12 protein-coding genes are annotated in these 14,710 nt (G+C 69.3%); 10 read left to right on the top strand and 2 right to left on the bottom strand.

The genetic code is table 11. The features are described from left to right. Positions 1–104 precede the first annotated feature (104 nt). Positions 105–1,073, top strand: a complete 969-nt coding sequence (locus tag ASC79_RS16245; RefSeq protein WP_056022184.1) for an esterase-like activity of phytase family protein — start codon at positions 105–107, stop codon at positions 1,071–1,073. Between the two features lie 204 nt (positions 1,074–1,277). Here ASC79_RS16245 and rpmB read toward each other — a convergent pair whose 3' ends face one another. Next, positions 1,278–1,574 carry a 50S ribosomal protein L28 gene (rpmB, locus tag ASC79_RS16240; protein WP_056022187.1) on the bottom strand — a complete coding sequence of 99 codons (297 nt, stop codon included), beginning with the start codon at positions 1,572–1,574 and terminating at the stop codon, positions 1,278–1,280. Positions 1,575–1,943: 369 nt separating this feature from the next. Next, the gene (locus ASC79_RS16235) at positions 1,944–2,513 is read right to left on the bottom strand and encodes an OmpA family protein (protein ID WP_056022190.1); all 570 of its coding nucleotides are present in this window, start codon (positions 2,511–2,513) and stop codon (positions 1,944–1,946) included. A gap of 405 nt (positions 2,514–2,918) precedes the next feature. On the opposite strand from ASC79_RS16235, the gene ASC79_RS16230 reads away from it, so the two are divergent. From ASC79_RS16230 to ASC79_RS16190, 9 genes are all read left to right on the top strand, one after another. Next, positions 2,919–3,557, top strand: coding sequence for a TetR/AcrR family transcriptional regulator (locus ASC79_RS16230; protein ID WP_056022193.1), 639 nt, complete (start codon positions 2,919–2,921; stop codon positions 3,555–3,557). Further along, a complete protein-coding gene (locus tag ASC79_RS21380; RefSeq protein ID WP_056022196.1) occupies positions 3,554–4,525 on the top strand; it encodes an HlyD family secretion protein in 972 nt (323 codons plus the stop codon). The genes ASC79_RS16230 and ASC79_RS21380 overlap by 4 nt, the downstream gene beginning before the upstream one ends. Further along, positions 4,522–5,439 carry an ABC transporter ATP-binding protein gene (locus ASC79_RS21375; RefSeq protein ID WP_056022199.1) on the top strand — a complete coding sequence of 306 codons (918 nt, stop codon included), beginning with the start codon at positions 4,522–4,524 and terminating at the stop codon, positions 5,437–5,439. The genes ASC79_RS21380 and ASC79_RS21375 overlap by 4 nt, the downstream gene beginning before the upstream one ends. Then, positions 5,436–6,569 (top strand): ABC transporter permease, encoded by a 1,134-nt coding sequence (locus tag ASC79_RS16215; protein WP_056022202.1) that lies wholly within the window; start codon positions 5,436–5,438, stop codon positions 6,567–6,569. Before ASC79_RS21375 ends, ASC79_RS16215 begins: the two co-directional genes overlap by 4 nt. Before the next feature lie 88 nt (positions 6,570–6,657). Further along, positions 6,658–8,481, top strand: a complete 1,824-nt coding sequence (locus ASC79_RS16210) for a DUF885 family protein (protein ID WP_056022205.1) — start codon at positions 6,658–6,660, stop codon at positions 8,479–8,481. Between the two features lie 189 nt (positions 8,482–8,670). Continuing rightward, positions 8,671–11,205 carry a helicase-related protein gene (locus ASC79_RS16205; RefSeq protein WP_056022208.1) on the top strand — a complete coding sequence of 845 codons (2,535 nt, stop codon included), beginning with the start codon at positions 8,671–8,673 and terminating at the stop codon, positions 11,203–11,205. Continuing rightward, the gene (locus ASC79_RS16200; RefSeq protein WP_056022211.1) at positions 11,202–11,483 is read left to right on the top strand and encodes an RNA-binding S4 domain-containing protein; all 282 of its coding nucleotides are present in this window, start codon (positions 11,202–11,204) and stop codon (positions 11,481–11,483) included. Before ASC79_RS16205 ends, ASC79_RS16200 begins: the two co-directional genes overlap by 4 nt. Positions 11,484–11,503: 20 nt before the next feature. After that, positions 11,504–12,274: a pseudouridine synthase gene (locus tag ASC79_RS16195; protein ID WP_056022213.1), complete on the top strand. Its 771-nt coding sequence runs from the start codon at positions 11,504–11,506 to the stop codon at positions 12,272–12,274. A gap of 42 nt (positions 12,275–12,316) precedes the next feature. Continuing rightward, positions 12,317–14,707, top strand: coding sequence for a penicillin acylase family protein (locus ASC79_RS16190; RefSeq protein ID WP_056022215.1), 2,391 nt, complete (start codon positions 12,317–12,319; stop codon positions 14,705–14,707). Positions 14,708–14,710 lie beyond the last annotated feature (3 nt).

Genomic DNA, 14,710 nt, shown 5'->3' with positions numbered 1-14,710 from the left:
TGAGGGGGCCCACGGCCTCCGCCGCAATGCGTCGCTACGCGCTTGACCCGCGCCGGACTTCCCCCCTCACTGCGCGCACGCCGCGACCGAGGGGGATAGTGACCATGCGACGTTCCACGCTGACCGCGCTTGCCGCGCTCGCCCTCGCCGCCTGCGCTCAGCAATCATCGGCCCTGCCCGCCGCCCCGGTCGCCGCCGGCCCGGCAATCACCATCACCGCCGCGCCGGTCCCGCTGAACCCGGCCGACCCGGACCAGGATCGCGTCGGCGACTTCCACTACGCCGGCGGCCTGGTGCTCTCCTCGCCCGACACGGCTCGTTTCCACGGCCTCTCCGACATGGCCGTCCGCGATGGCGTGAACCTGACCGCCGTCAGCGACGAGGGCGACCTGATCAAGGCGCGCCTGATGCTCGACAAGGCCGGCCGCCTGGTCGGCCTGACCGATGGCAGGGTCAGCGCCCTGACCGGCCTCGACGGCAAGCCGCTGCAGGGCAAGCTGGAGTCCGATTCCGAAGGCATGGCCCTGCTGGCCAACGGCGACATGCTGATCAGCTTCGAGCAGCGCCACCGCATCTGGCTCTACCCGGCCGACGGCGGCCCGCCGCGCGAAGCGCCGGCTCCCGACGCGCAGTTCCCGCCCAACGGCGGCATGGAGGCCCTTGGCCCGGCGCCTGAGATCGGCCCCGACGCCTATGTCGCCGGCGGCGAGGAAAGCGGCCAGACCTGGACCTGCCGCCTCTCGGGCGCCTGCACGCCGGGCCCGACCATCGCCAAGCCTGCGGAGTTCGGGCTGGTGGCGGTCACCCGCCTGCCGCAGGGCCGCACCGCCTGGCTGCTGCGGGCCTGGGACCCGGTGCGCGGCAACCGCATCGCCCTGACCATCCACGACGGCTCCGGCGAAGTCGCCCGCATGGAGCTCGCCCGCCCGCAGAGCATCGACAATTTCGAAGCCATCGCCGCGGTTCCGGCCAAGGACGGCTCGGTGCGATTCTACCTGCTGTCGGACGACAACTTCCAAAGCATCCAGCGCACCCTGCTGCTGGCCTTCGACTGGAAACCCAGCCGCCCTTGAGGCTAACGGCGCCTTTCTGGGAGCTCGGCGGCGAAACCTGCCGCTTGGCGCCCTATCGGCAGGCCAGATCGGCCGACCGGCAGGTTCGCCGCGTCGTTTCCCCGCATTGGCCGCTCAACCGGCAGGTTCGCCGATCGCCGCGCCGAAACGAAAAAGGCCGCCCCGGAGGGCGGCCTTTTGAACTCTGGAGAGAGCTCTGGAAACTTAGGCGGCGGCCTGGCTGGCCAGCTTGGCCTTCAGCTGACGCTTGATCTTCAGGGCGCGGGTCGAGAGCTGCTCGTCGCGGGCGCCGGTGAGGAAGACGTCGAGGCCGCCCTTGAAGTCCAGGGTGCGCAGCGCAGCGTTGCTGACGCGCAGACGGAACGACTGGCCCAGCGCGTCCGACTGGAGCGTGGCCGGCGACAGCGCGGGCAGGAAGCGGCGCTTCGTCTTGATGTTCGAGTGGCTGACGTTGTGGCCGACCATGGGACCGACACCGGTAAGTTCGCAACGACGCGACATGGCTATATGACCTACGCGAGAAAAGGGATGGGCAGCGGGCGAACCCGCGCCAAGGAGCGGGCGATATAGTCGAAGGCCCCCGGCGGCGTCAAGGCGGAGCCGCCAATTGGCTGACCTGCAGCGCCAGAAAAGTGACTCCGGCGGGCCGCGGACCTCAAATTGGATTGTGGTCCAATGACGTGGAGATACAATAGCTTGTAGGGAACAAAGACTGAATCGGGCGGAGTCGCTGATTCGGTCACCATTCGTTTCGCCCGCGTTCCTGCCGGCGCCTACGCCCCGTTAACTCCAAAACATCGTTCGCTGAACGAAAGCCGGAAGCTCCGCACGCGCACGCGCGGAGCTTCCGATTCTAGAGGTCGTCCGTCCTTAGGACAGGACCACCAGCACGACGCGGCGGTTGGCCATGCGGCCTTCACGCGTGTCGTTCGGCGCGACCGGCTCGTCTTCGCCATAGGCGATGGTGGCGATCCGGTTCAGAGCCACGCCTTGCTTGTTGAGGTAGCGGCGGACCGTTTCGGCGCGGGCGGCGGCCAGGCGCAGGTTGCCCTCTTCCGAACCCGTCGCGTCGGTGTGGCCTTGCACCTCGACGTAGACGTTCTTGTTCTCGCCCTTCAGGCGCTCGGCGAAGGCGCTGAGACGCGACTCGGCTTCCGGCGACAGCGTCGCCTTGCCCAGCGGGAACTTCAGCGCGTCGTCCGACATCACCACCGAATACATGAACTTGCCCTCGGCCAGCTTGCCGGCGGCGGTGGCGCGTTCCAGCGCTTCACGCGAGGTGTTGTCGAGTTCACCCAGGCGGGTTTCATGAGCCGCGACCTTGCCGTCGACGACGGCCACTTGCTCATTGACGAACTTCTTGGTGGCGCAGCCGCCGAGACCCAGGGTCCCCATGGCGATCACGCTCAGGACCACCCCACGAGTTTTTGTACCGATCATCTTCTTACGACCTCTCCCGTCGCCTCTGTCTTAAGTCTGGACGCTTTCGAACACCCCTGATGAGCCAAGGGTTTCCCCGCATTGAACGGGCAGACTTCGGCGTCGGTAACGGCCATGCCCACGCATGGTTGCCAAGTGGTTGCGGCGACGTTCCGTCGCACCCTGGCCATTCGGCTAGGGTCTAACCCTCATAGGGTGTTCCCGGAGAAGCGCTTTCGCGGCGAAATCTCACGCAAAGACGTGCCTTGGGCGTGGTTCGCGCCCGACCTGCGACAGGGCGCCGCACCCCCGGAACCGTCGGCGCGGACGGTTAAACACACCATTGCCCAGAGCGATCCGCCCCGCGCTTGAAAATGGCGTCTTTGAGAATAATAACTGACCGGTCAGTTATCAAAGTGTGCGCCCATGCCCCCGCAGCCCAAGTTCAAGCGCCGCAAGGCCGACCGCCCCGATGAGATCGTCGCCGCGGCGATGGAAGTCTTTGCGGAAAAGGGCTTCGCCGCCGCCAGGCTCGACGACATCGCCGCCCGGGCCGGGGTCTCGAAGGGCGCGATCTACCTCTACTTCTCCACCAAGGAGGACATCTTCCGGGCGGTAATCGAGCAGGGCGTCGCCCCCAACCTCGCCCTGATCCAGGCCGCCCTCGCCGCCCCCGGAGTCGCCTTTCCGGATCTCCTGCGCAGCGTCGCGTCCGTGGTCGCCGGCGTGGCCTCGGCCTCGCCGGTCGGCGGGATCATCAAGATGGTGATCGGCGAGTCGCGGAACTTCCCCGAACTGGCCCGAGCCTGGCACGACAACCTCGTCACTCCGGCGCTCGGCGCGATGACCGGCGCGATCGCCCAGGCTCAGGCCCGCGGCGAGTTGCGCCCCGGCGATCCGCGCCACTGCGCGATCTCATTGATCTCGCCGATGCTGCTGGGCGTTATCTGGCGCGAGACCTTCGTGCCGGTCGGCGCCGAGCCGCTCGACATCAGGGCCCTGGCCCAGCAGCACGTGGAACTGTGGCTCCGCGGCATGCTCGTCGATGCAGGAGCCGCCGTATGAGGCAACGCCTTCTCGTCATAGGCCTTCTGCTGCTGGCGGCCGTGCTGGTCGCGGTCCTCTGGGCCTTCCCGCGCCTCCACCGCACACCGGCGCTGTCGGGCTATGTCGAGGGCGAGCCGCTGTACATGGCCTCGCCGGTCGCCGGCCGCGTCGACCAGATGCTGGTCCAGCGCGGCGACCAGGTCGCCGCCGGCCAGAAGTTGTTCGTGGTCGATCCCTCGCAATTGCAGGGCGCGCGCGACCAGGCCAGCGCCGAGGTCTCGGCCGCCCAGGCCCAGGCCTCCGACGCTCGCAAGGGCCAGCGTCCGGTGGAACTGGCCGTCTTCGACGCCAATGTCTCCGCGGCCGAGGCCACCCTGCGCGACGCCGAGGCCACCCTGCGCCGCGTCCGCCCGCTGGTCGACAAGGGCTACTACGCCAAGGCGCGGCTGGACGACGCCCAGGCGACCCGCGACGCCGCCTCCGCCCAGGTCGCCGCCGCCCGCAAGCAGCGCCAGGCCGCCGCCCTGGGCGCGCGCGAGGACCAGATCCGCGCCGCCGACAGCCGCGTCGCCCAGGCCGGGGCTGCGCTCACCGCCGCCGACGCACGGCTCTCCGACATCGCCCCCGTCGCGCCCGGCGCAGCCCGCATCGAGGACGTCTTCTTCCAGACCGGCGAGTGGGTCGCCGCCAATCAGCCGATCCTGGCCCTGCTGCCGGACGAGCTCATCAAGGTCCGCTTCTTCGTGCCCCAGGCCGACATCTCGGCCTACCGGGTCGGCTCGCGAGTCAAGTTCGCCTGCGACGGCTGCCAGGCGGGCCTCACCGCCAAGGTCACCTTCATCAGCCCCCGCCCCGAGTTCACGCCGCCGGTGATCTACAGCCGCGAAGTCCGCGACCGCATGGTGTTCCTGGTCGAGGCGGCTCCCTCGGCCCGGCTCAATCCCGGCCAGCCAGTCGACGTCCAGCCGCTGGAGCGCGCCAAGTGACCCTGGCGATCGACGTCCGCGGGCTGAACAAGAGCTTCGGCGACAAGCACGTCGTCCAGGACGTCTCGCTGCAGGTGGAAGAAGGCAAGATCTGCGGCTTCCTCGGTCCCAACGGCTCGGGCAAGACCACCACTCTGCGGATGCTCTGCGGCCTGCTGACCCCCGACAGCGGCGAGGGCACGGCGCTTGGCCTCGACATCATCACCCAGGCCAACCTGATCAAGCGCCGCGCCGGCTACATGACCCAGAAGTTCTCACTCTACGAGGACCTGACCATCGAGGAGAACCTGCAGTTCTCCGCTCGCATCCACAGCCTCGACCGTCGCAAGCAGCGGGTCGACCAGGCGCTGGAGCGGCTTGGCCTGATCGAGCGGCGCGGACAACTGGCCGGCTCGCTGTCGGGCGGCTGGAAGCAGCGTCTGGCCCTGGCCACCGCCACCCTGCACGAACCCAAGCTGCTATTGCTCGACGAGCCCACCGCCGGCGTCGATCCGAAGGCGCGCCGCACCTTCTGGGACGAGATCCACGCCCTCTCGGCCGAGGGCCTGACCGTGCTGGTCTCCACCCATTACATGGACGAGGCCGAGCGCTGTCATGAGATCGCCTACATCAGCTATGGCCGGCTGATCGCCCGCGGCACGGCGCAGCAGGTGATCGAGAACACCCATCTGGTGACCTTCAACGGCGAGGGGCCCGGCATCGACCGCCTGTCGGTGGAGATCGGCCAACTGCCCGGGGTCGCCATGGCCGCGCCGTTCGGCCAGTCGCTGCACGTCTCCGGGACCGACCGCGCCGCCCTGGAGACCGCGCTCGCCCCCTACCGCCGCGCGCCGTTCAAGTGGACGCAGGTCGAGCCCAGCCTCGAAGACGTCTTCATCCGCCTGATGGAGACGTCGGAGGACAACTTCAAATGAACGGCTTTTCGGCGACCCGCGTGCTCGCGGTGATGATCAAGGAGTTCAAGCAGCTAACTCGCGATCGGCTGACCTACGCGATGATGCTGGCCATTCCGGTCGTCCAGCTGCTGCTGTTCGGCTACGCGATCAATTCCGAGCCGCGCCACCTGCCGACCGCCCTGATGGTGCAGGAAGACAGCGTCTTCGCCCGCTCGATCACCGCGGCCCTGAAGAACAGCGCCTACTTCGACCTGGTCGCACAGGCTCGGACTCCGGCCGAACTGGACGAGATGGTCCGGCGGGGCGAGGTGCAGTTCGCCATCACCATTCCCGGCGACTTCACGCGACGCGTCGCCCGCGGCGATCAGGCCCAGATCCTGGTCGATGTCGACGCCACCGACCCCTCCGCGACGGGCGCGGCGGTCGCCGCACTGGCCGCCTTGCCTCAGCAGGCGCTGGTCAACGACCTGAAAGGCGCGCTCGCCTCGCGCGGCCAGGCAGTCCCGCCGTTCGAGGTGATCGTCCACCGCCGCTACAATCCCGAAGCCATCACCGCCTACAACATCGTCCCGGGCCTGCTGGGCATCATCCTCTCGATGACCCTGGTGATGATGACCGCGCTGTCGGTGACCCGCGAGGCCGAGCGCGGGACGATGGAAAGCCTGCTGGCCACGCCCGTCGAGCCGATCGAGGTGATGGCCGGCAAGCTCGCGCCCTACGTCTTCGTCGGGCTGGTGCAGACCGCGATCATCCTGTTGCTGGCCCGGTTCCTGTTCGACGTGCCGATGATGGGCGGCTGGCTTGGCCTGTCGCTGGGCGTGGCCCTGTTCATCGTCGGCTCGCTGGCGCTGGGCTTCCTGATGTCCACGATCGCACGGACCCAGTTGCAGGCCATGCAGATGAGCATGTTCTACATCCTGCCCTCGATCCTGCTGTCCGGCTTCATGTTCCCGTTCCGCGGCATGCCCGCCTGGGCCCAGGCGCTCGGCGAGGTGGTGCCCGTCACCCACTTCCTGCGGGTGGTGCGCGGCGCACTGCTGAAAGGCCAGGGCGTCGAGGACATGTGGCGCGAACTGCTGGCCCTGACCGCCTTCGTCTGCGTTGTCACGGCCCTGGCCATGGCGCGCTATCGCCGAACCCTGGATTGAGCGCGGCGCCAGATTAGCGCGATTTAACGGGAGCCTCCGCCTGCGGCGGTGTAACTGCTTTTGCAAAGTTACAGTTACGGGGGATCCCATGCACAATCGTCGCCAACTCCTGGCGAGCGCCGCCGCGTTTGGCGCGGCCGCCGCCGCGCCGAAACTCGCCCTCGCCGCCGCGCCGACCGGCGAAGCGGCCAAGATGTACGCCTTCTTCGACAAGGCGATGGCCCAGACCTTCCGGCGCTCGCCGGAGCTGCCGACCGCGCTCGGCATCGACAAGGGCGACCTGGCCTGGACCAAGTCCGAACTGTCCGACTTCTCGCTGACCGCGCTCGCCGAGAACAAGGCCAACACCACCCGTGACCTGAAGGATCTGCACAGCCTCGACCGCAAGCAGCTCAAGGGCATGGACGCGGTCAACTACGACACCGTCGAGTTCGTGTTGTCCGTTCAGGACGAAGCCAACCGCCGCTTCCAGTACGGCGGCCAGGGGGTGAATTCGCCGTATGTGATCTCGCAGCTGACCGGCGCCTACCAACAGATGCCGGACTTCCTCGACACCCAGCACCGGATCGAGGCCAAGGACGACGCCGACGCCTATGTCGCGCGGATGGAAGCCTTCGGCCGCCTGCTCGACCAGGAAGCCGACGTGGTCCGCCACGACGTGGCTCTGGGCGTCACGCCGCCGGACTTCGTGCTCGACAAGGCGATCACCCAGCTCAAGGCGTTCCTGGCCTACGAGCCGGAAAAGGCCCCGCTGGTCGCCAGCCTCGTGCGCCGGACCAAGGAGAAGAACATCGAGGGCGACTGGGCCGGCCAGGCCCAGGGCCTCTACGGCGAGAAGGTGCGCCCCGCCCTCGCCCGCCAACTGGCCCTGCTGGAAGGCCTGCGTCCGAAGGCCGTGCACGACGCCGGCTGCTGGCGTCTGCCGGACGGCGATGAGTACTACCGCCTGGGCCTGCGCAATTACACGACCTCGAACATCACCCCGGACGAGGTGCACCAGACCGGCCTCGACCTGGTCGCCAGCCTGGGCGCCGAGGCCGACGCCCTGATGAAGAAGGCCGGCTACACCAAGGGCAGCGTCGGCGAGCGCTACCGCGCCATGGCGCAGGATCCCAAGCAGGTCTATCCGAACACCGACGCCGGCAAGGAAGAGCTGCTGGCCAAGCTCAATGAGCAGGTGAAGGTCATCCAGGGCAAGCTGCCGCAGTGGTTCGGCCAGCTGCCCAAGGCGCCGCTGGAAATCCGCCGCGTGCCCCCGGCCACCGAGGCCGGCGCCCCGGGCGGCTACTACTTCTCGCCCAGCCTCGATGGCACGCGTCCCGGCATCTACTGGATCAACCTGCGCGACACCGCCGAGGTGCCCGCCTGGACCCTGCCGACCCTGACCTATCACGAGGGTCTTCCGGGCCACCATCTTCAGCTGGCGCTCAACAACGAGGCCGGCGACCTGCCGCTGATCCGCAAGGTCATCGGCTTCTCGGGCTACAGCGAAGGCTGGGCGCTCTACGCCGAGCAGCTGGCGGTCGAGATGGGCATGTACGACAACGACGTGCTCGGCCACATCGGCATGATCCACGACGCCATGTTCCGCGCCGTGCGCCTGGTGGTCGACAGCGGCATGCACCACAAGCGCTGGAGCCGCGAACAGGCGGTGAAGTACTTCGTCGACAACATCGGCGACGCCGAGGCCAGCGCCATCACCGAGGTCGAGCGCTACTGCGTCTGGCCGGGCCAGGCGTGCAGCTACATGGTCGGCAAGATCACCTGGATGGACGCGCGCGCCCGGGCCAAGAAGGCGCTGGGCCGCAAGTTCGACATCCGCAAGTTCCACGACGCGGGCCTGCTTTCGGGCGGCACCCCGCTGACGGTCCTCGACCAGGTCATCGACAACTACATCGCCTCGGCGAAGTAGGACTGTCCCTCCATCGTCATGGCCCGCCCACGTGCCGGCCACCCATGGACACGGGCTCGCCGACTGACCTTCAGAGGGTCGGTGTTCATGGGTCGGCGGGACACGCCCGGCGATGACGATCTGGGGAGGGTTCGCCCGTCCTGCCAAGCCCCGCTTGCCGCGCGGTGATTCCCGCCCCACCTTCAGCTCATGAGCGCGCGTCTGTCGGATTTCGGCCCGCCCAAGTTGGTGGCGGTGCTCGGCCCGACCAATACTGGCAAGACCCACCTGGCCGTCGAGCGGATGCTGGGCCATGCCAGCGGCATGATCGGCCTGCCGCTGCGCCTGCTGGCGCGCGAGATCTACGACCGGATCGTCAAGCTGCGCGGTCCGTCCTGCGTGGCGCTGATCACCGGCGAAGAGAAGATCGTCCCGGCCCGCGCGCAGTACTTCGTCTGCACCGTCGAGGCGATGCCGCTCAGCCGCCAGGTCGAGTTCCTGGCCGTCGACGAGATCCAGCTCTGCGCCGACCCCGAGCGCGGCCACATCTTCACCCATCGCCTGCTGCACGCCCGCGGCCGGTTCGAGACCATGTTCATGGGCGCCGGCACCATGGCGCCGCTGATCCGGCGGCTGTTGCCCGAGGCCGAGATCGTCACTCGCGAGCGGTTCTCGCGCCTGACCTATTCCGGCCCCAAGAAACTGACCCGCCTGCCGCGGCGCTCGGCGGTCGTCGCCTTCTCGGCGGACCAGGTCTACGCCATCGCCGAGCTGATCCGCCGCCAGCGCGGCGGGGCCGCCGTGGTGATGGGATCTCTGAGCCCCCGCACCCGCAACGCCCAGGTCGCGCTCTACCAGTCCGGCGAGGTCGACTTCCTGGTCGCCACCGACGCCATCGGCATGGGCCTGAACATGGACGTCGACCACGTGGCCTTTGCGGGGCTGCGCAAGTTCGACGGCAAGCGCACCCGCTTCCTGCACCCGCCCGAGGTCGGCCAGATCGCCGGCCGCGCGGGACGCTTCACCCGCGATGGGACCTTTGGCGTCACCGGCGAGTGCGAAGACATGGACGCCGACCTGATCGAGGCGGTGCAGGAACACCATTTCGAGGCCGTGACCGCCGCCGAGTGGCGCAACGCCGCCCTCGACTTCAGTTCTCTCAAGGCGCTGTCGCACTCCCTCGCTGCGCCCCCGGCCCAACCCGGCCTTAAGCTGTCGGCCGAGGCCCTGGACGAAAAGACCCTGCGCGCCTTGGCCGACGAGCCGGAGGTCATCGACCGCACCCTGCGCGACCGCTCGGCCCTGACCAAGCTCTGGGACGTCTGCCAGACGCCGGACTTCCGCAAGACCTCGGGCGAGGAACACATCCGGCTGGTCCGCGAGTTCTTCGGCTGGCTGACCAGCCGCAACCGCAAGGTTCCGGAGGACTGGATCGCCGGCCAGTACAAACACCTGGACCGCACCGACGGCGAGATCGACACCCTGGCCGCCCGGCTCGCCAGCGTGCGCACCCTGGCCTACGTCGCCAACCGCCCCGACTGGCTGGCCGATCCCGGCGGCTGGCAGGGCAAGACCCGCCTGCTCGAGGACCGGCTCTCCGACACCCTGCACGAGAAGCTGATGGCGCGGTTCGTCGACCGCCGCACCAGCGTCCTGATGCGCGCGCTGCACGTGCGCGGCGATGTGCTGGCCGGGGTCGCCGCCGACGGGGCCGTGACGATCGAGGGGCAGTACGTCGGCAAGCTGAGCGGCGTGGCCTTCGAGCCCGCCCACGGCTCCTCGGTGATCGAGGAAAAGGCCCTGCGCGCCGCGGCCACGGCCGCCGTGGCGCCCGAGATCGCCAAGCGGCTGGGCAAACTGTCCGCCGAGGCGGACGAGGCGTTCTCCTTCAGCCCTGAAGGCGTCGTCTACTGGCGGGGCGAAGCCGCCGCCGCCTTCGCCGGCGGCACGGCCTTCGCGCCGCGCGTACGGCTCTATGGCGAGCTTGGCCCAACCCAGGCCCGCGAGCGCGCGGCGCGTCGGCTTGAAGCCTTCCTCGCCGCCGAGGCCGCCCGCCGTCTGGCGCCGCTGCGCAAGCTGGACGGAGCCGTCTCCAGCGGCAAGATCAAGGGCCTGGCGCGCGGCGTCGCCTACCGGCTGATCGAGGCCGGCGGCATCTTGGACCGCGACCTGGTGCGCGCCGAGGCCAAGGCGCTGAGCCAAGTCGAGCGCCGGATGCTGAAGTCGCTGGGCGTGCGCCTGGGCGCCTTCAGCCTCTACCTGCCGGCGCTGCTCAAGCCCGCGTCGCTCGCCTTCGCCCAGGGCTTCGTCCCGGCCGACCGCCGACCGAGCGCAGGCCGCCTAGACGGCCCGATGCCGACGCCCCAGACCCTCGCCGCCTTCGGGCTGCGCGCCGTCGGTCGCTACGCCGTGCCCGTCGAGACCCTGGAGCGCCTGGACGGCCTGCTGCGCGCCGCGCCCAAGGCCGGGTTGCTGTCCGATCAGGCCCGCGAGGAACTCGGCTGGAACGAGACCGAGGCCCGCGAAATCATGCGCGCCCTGGGCTTTGCGCCTACCGCCAAGCCCAAGGACGGCGAGCCGCTGGTCTGGCGCCGCCGTGGCGAGAAGCCGCGCCCAGAGGTGCGGGCCGCGCCACCTGTGAACTCGCCGTTCGCCGCCCTGGCCGCCCTGAAGGATCAGCCGCCGCCCGCGAGGCGCCCGCGACGGCGGCGAAAGCCAAAGGCGGCGCGGAGCCAGGCGTCGTGAGCGAAGACGCCTGCCGCGCCGACGTGTGGCTGTGGCGCGCGCGGTTCTTCAAGACCCGCTCGCTGGCCGCCAAGTTCCTCGACGAAGGCAAGGTGCGCCTGACCCGCGGCGGCGCCGAGACCCGCATCGACAAGTGCGCGCGCCCGGTGAAGGTCGGCGACCGCCTGGTCTTCGCCCTGGGCGGACGGCTCATCGCCGTGCAGGTCGCGGGCTTGGGCGAACGTCGCGGACCGTCCGAAGAAGCCCGTGCGCTCTACGCTCCGATGGACGCCGGCTAGCCCGCGCCCTACATGGACGCATGGCCTGGACCCGACGTTACGACGACCCCGAACCCCAGCGCGTCAACAAATGGCTGGCGCAAAGCGGCGTATGCTCGCGACGCGAGGCCGAGGGCCTGATCGCCCAGGGCCTGGTCTATATCGACGGCGAGCGGGTGGACGACGCCGGGCGCAAGATCCTGACCGGCCAGACCCTGGTCCTGAACGACAGCGCCGAGCAGCAGCTGAACTCCAGCCTGTCGATCGTGCTGCACAAGCCGATGGGCATCGTCTCGTCCCTGCCGCAGGACGACCAGATCGAGGCCGTCACCCTGCTGACCCGCGAGGCGCTGTGGCGCGGCGAAGCGACCATTCCAACCGCCGCCAATAACCTCGCGCCCCTGGGCCGCCTGGACCGTGAATCGCGCGGCCTGCTGGTGCTGTCGGAGGATGGCGTGCTGGCGAAGGCCCTGATCGGGCCGGAGTCCGACATCGACAAGGAGTACAACGTGCTCCTGACCGGGGTGATCACGCCCCAGAAGATCGCCCTGCTCCGCCACGGCCTGGAACTGGACGGCCGCAAGCTGCGCCCGGCCAAGGTCACCCAACTGACCGAGCAGAAGCTGAACATCGTCCTGAAGGAAGGCCGCAACCGCCAGATCCGCCGGATGGCCGAATTGGTGGAACTGCGCGTGGTCGATCTGGTCCGGGTCCGCGTCGGGACGCTGAACCTCGGCGATCTACCGGAAGGCAAGTGGCGGCCGCTATCGAGCGATGAACGCGCCGAACTGATCGCGGCGTCGAAGCCCTAAGGGGCGATTGCCGCGCGGGACTGCGCAGCCTAGCGTGGCCTTATGCAACGCCTCGTGTCCGCCGCCGTCCTCGCCGCCCTGCTGTGCTCCACCGCCGCGATCGCCGCGCCCAGGCAGGAGACCTTGAGCGTCGCCGGCCTCGCCAAGCCCGCCGAGATCCGCATCGACCGCTGGGGCATCGCCCACATCTACGCGGCCGACACGCGCGACGCCTTCTTCCTGCAGGGCTACAACGTAGCCCGCGACCGGCTCTGGCAGGTCGACCTCTGGCGCAAGCGGGGCCTCGGCCTGCTGGCCAAGGACTTCGGCCCTGACTACGTCGCCCAGGACCGCGCCGCGCGCCTGTTCCTCTATCGCGGCGACATGGCCCGCGAATGGAACGCCTATGGCGCCGGGGCCAAGGACAACACCGAAGCCTTCGTCGCCGGCCTCAACGCCTTTGTCGACGAGATCGCCGCCGGCAAGCGGCCGTTGCCGCGGGAGTTCCAGATCGCCGGCACGACGCCTGACCGCTGGAGCGCCGACGACGTCGTCCGCATCCGCAGCCACGGCCTGACCCGCAACGTCCCCAACGAGGTCGGCCGCGCCAGGATCGCCTGCGCCGCCGGGATTGAGGCCGCCCGTCTCTACAAGCACATCGAGCCGAAGTGGGAGACCAAGGTCCCCGCGGGCCTCGACCCCTGCGACATCACCGAAGCCGTGCTCGGCGACTACGAACTGGCCACCCGCGGCGTGCGCTTCACCGGCTCGCAGGCCAAGCTCGCCATGCTGGAGATCCCGCCCGAAGCGATCGGCTCGAACAACTGGACCGTGTCCGGCAGCCGCACCGCCTCCGGCCGTCCGATCCTGGCCAACGACCCCCACCGCGAGCACAGCACCCCGTCGCTGCGCTACATCGTGCACATGGAGGCCCCCGGCTTCTCGGTGATCGGCGCGGGCGAACCGGCCCTGCCCGGCGTCTCCATCGGCCACAACGGCACGGTCGCCTTCGGCCTGACGATCTTCCCAGCCGACCAGGAGGACCTCTACGTCTACGAGACCGACCCCAAGGCGCCTGGCCGCTATCGTTACGCCGGCGGCTGGACCGACATGACCACGGTCACCGAGACCATCGCCGTGAAGGGCGAGGCCCCGCGCAAGGTCGACCTGCACTTCACCCGCCACGGCCCGGTGGTCTACGCCGACCCGGCCAAGGCGAGGGCTTTCGCCGTCCGCAGCGTCTGGGCCGAGCCGGGCACATCGGCCTATTTCGGCTCCATGGGCTACATGACCGCCAAGGACTGGCCGAGCTTCCGGAACGCGCTCTCCGACTGGGGCGCGCCGTCCGAGAACCAGGTCTTCGCCGACACCAAGGGCGACATCGGCTGGGTCGCAGCCGGCAAAGTTCCCAAGCGCCCGAACTGGGACGGCCTGATGCCGATCCCTGGCGACGGCCGCTACGAGTGGACCGGCTTCCTGAAGCTCGACGAATTGCCCAGCACCCACAATCCGGCCTCGGGCTGGTTCGCCTCGGCCAACCAGTTGAACCTGCCGGCCGACTATCCCTACGCCGAGCGCAAGGTCGGCTTCGAATGGTCCAACGCCGCGCGCATGCGACGGATCGAGGAAGTGCTGGCCGCCAAGGACAAGCTGACCCTGGCCGACGCCATGGCCTTGCAGACCGATCCGACCGACGTCACCTCGCGGCGGATGAACGCCCTGCTCGCGGGGGTGAAAACCGATGACGCCAAGCTGGCCTCCGCCATCGCCCTACTGCGCGACTGGGACCAGAAGACCAGCGCCGACAGCGCAGGCGCGGCGCTCTACGAGGTCTGGATCACCAAGCATCTGGGCAAGGCCGCTGTGGCCCGCGCCGTGCCGCAGGCGGCCCGTGCGGCCATGGGCAACGGCGACATCGCCGCGGTGATGGCGCTGCTGGAGGCGCCTGACACCAGCCTCGGCGCGGATCCAGTCGCCGCCCGCGACGCCATCCTCTCCGAAAGCCTGCTGGCCGCCTTTGGCGAGGTGGCCGGCAAGCTCGGCCCCGATCCGCAAGCCTGGGCCTGGGGCAAGCTGCACCAGGCGCGGTTCGACCATGCCCTGACGCCGAAGGTCCCCGCCGCCGAGCGCGAGGCCTGGTCGAGCGGGACCACGCCGATGGCCGGGACCGCCCTGTCGCCGCTGGCGGCCACGTGGCGGCCGAACGACTACCGCGTCACGGCCGGAGCCTCGTTCCGCATGGTCCTGGACGTCGGCGCCTGGGACAACAGCATGGCGATCAACACGCCCGGCCAGTCCGGCGACCCAGCCAGCCCGCACTTCCGCGACCTGTTTCCGATCTGGGCGAAGGGGCAGTACGTGCCGCTGAGCTACTCGCGCGCAGCGGTCGAGGCGGCGACGGAAACGGTGATTAGTCTGCAGCCGTCTGGCGAGGCTAATACCCCTTCCAGATAACTT

This window comes from Phenylobacterium sp. Root1290 (assembly GCF_001425305.1).
Taxonomy (GTDB): Bacteria; Pseudomonadota; Alphaproteobacteria; order Caulobacterales; family Caulobacteraceae; genus Phenylobacterium.
The sequence above is the reverse complement of the archived record's forward strand: the minus strand, read 5'-3'. Positions and strand labels throughout refer to the sequence as shown.

What these genes read in the sequence shown, in the direction of transcription:
- ASC79_RS16245 (WP_056022184.1), top strand. Translation starts at nt 105, where the DNA reads ATGCGACGTTCCACGCTGACCGCGCTTGCCGCGCTCGCCCTCGCCGCC.
- rpmB (WP_056022187.1), bottom strand. Translation starts at nt 1,574, where the DNA reads ATGTCGCGTCGTTGCGAACTTACCGGTGTCGGTCCCATGGTCGGCCAC.
- ASC79_RS16235 (WP_056022190.1), bottom strand. Translation starts at nt 2,513, where the DNA reads ATGATCGGTACAAAAACTCGTGGGGTGGTCCTGAGCGTGATCGCCATG.
- ASC79_RS16230 (WP_056022193.1), top strand. Translation starts at nt 2,919, where the DNA reads ATGCCCCCGCAGCCCAAGTTCAAGCGCCGCAAGGCCGACCGCCCCGAT.
- ASC79_RS21380 (WP_056022196.1), top strand. Translation starts at nt 3,554, where the DNA reads ATGAGGCAACGCCTTCTCGTCATAGGCCTTCTGCTGCTGGCGGCCGTG.
- ASC79_RS16215 (WP_056022202.1), top strand. Translation starts at nt 5,436, where the DNA reads ATGAACGGCTTTTCGGCGACCCGCGTGCTCGCGGTGATGATCAAGGAG.
- ASC79_RS16210 (WP_056022205.1), top strand. Translation starts at nt 6,658, where the DNA reads ATGCACAATCGTCGCCAACTCCTGGCGAGCGCCGCCGCGTTTGGCGCG.
- ASC79_RS16205 (WP_056022208.1), top strand. Translation starts at nt 8,671, where the DNA reads ATGAGCGCGCGTCTGTCGGATTTCGGCCCGCCCAAGTTGGTGGCGGTG.
- ASC79_RS16195 (WP_056022213.1), top strand. Translation starts at nt 11,504, where the DNA reads ATGGCCTGGACCCGACGTTACGACGACCCCGAACCCCAGCGCGTCAAC.
- ASC79_RS16190 (WP_056022215.1), top strand. Translation starts at nt 12,317, where the DNA reads ATGCAACGCCTCGTGTCCGCCGCCGTCCTCGCCGCCCTGCTGTGCTCC.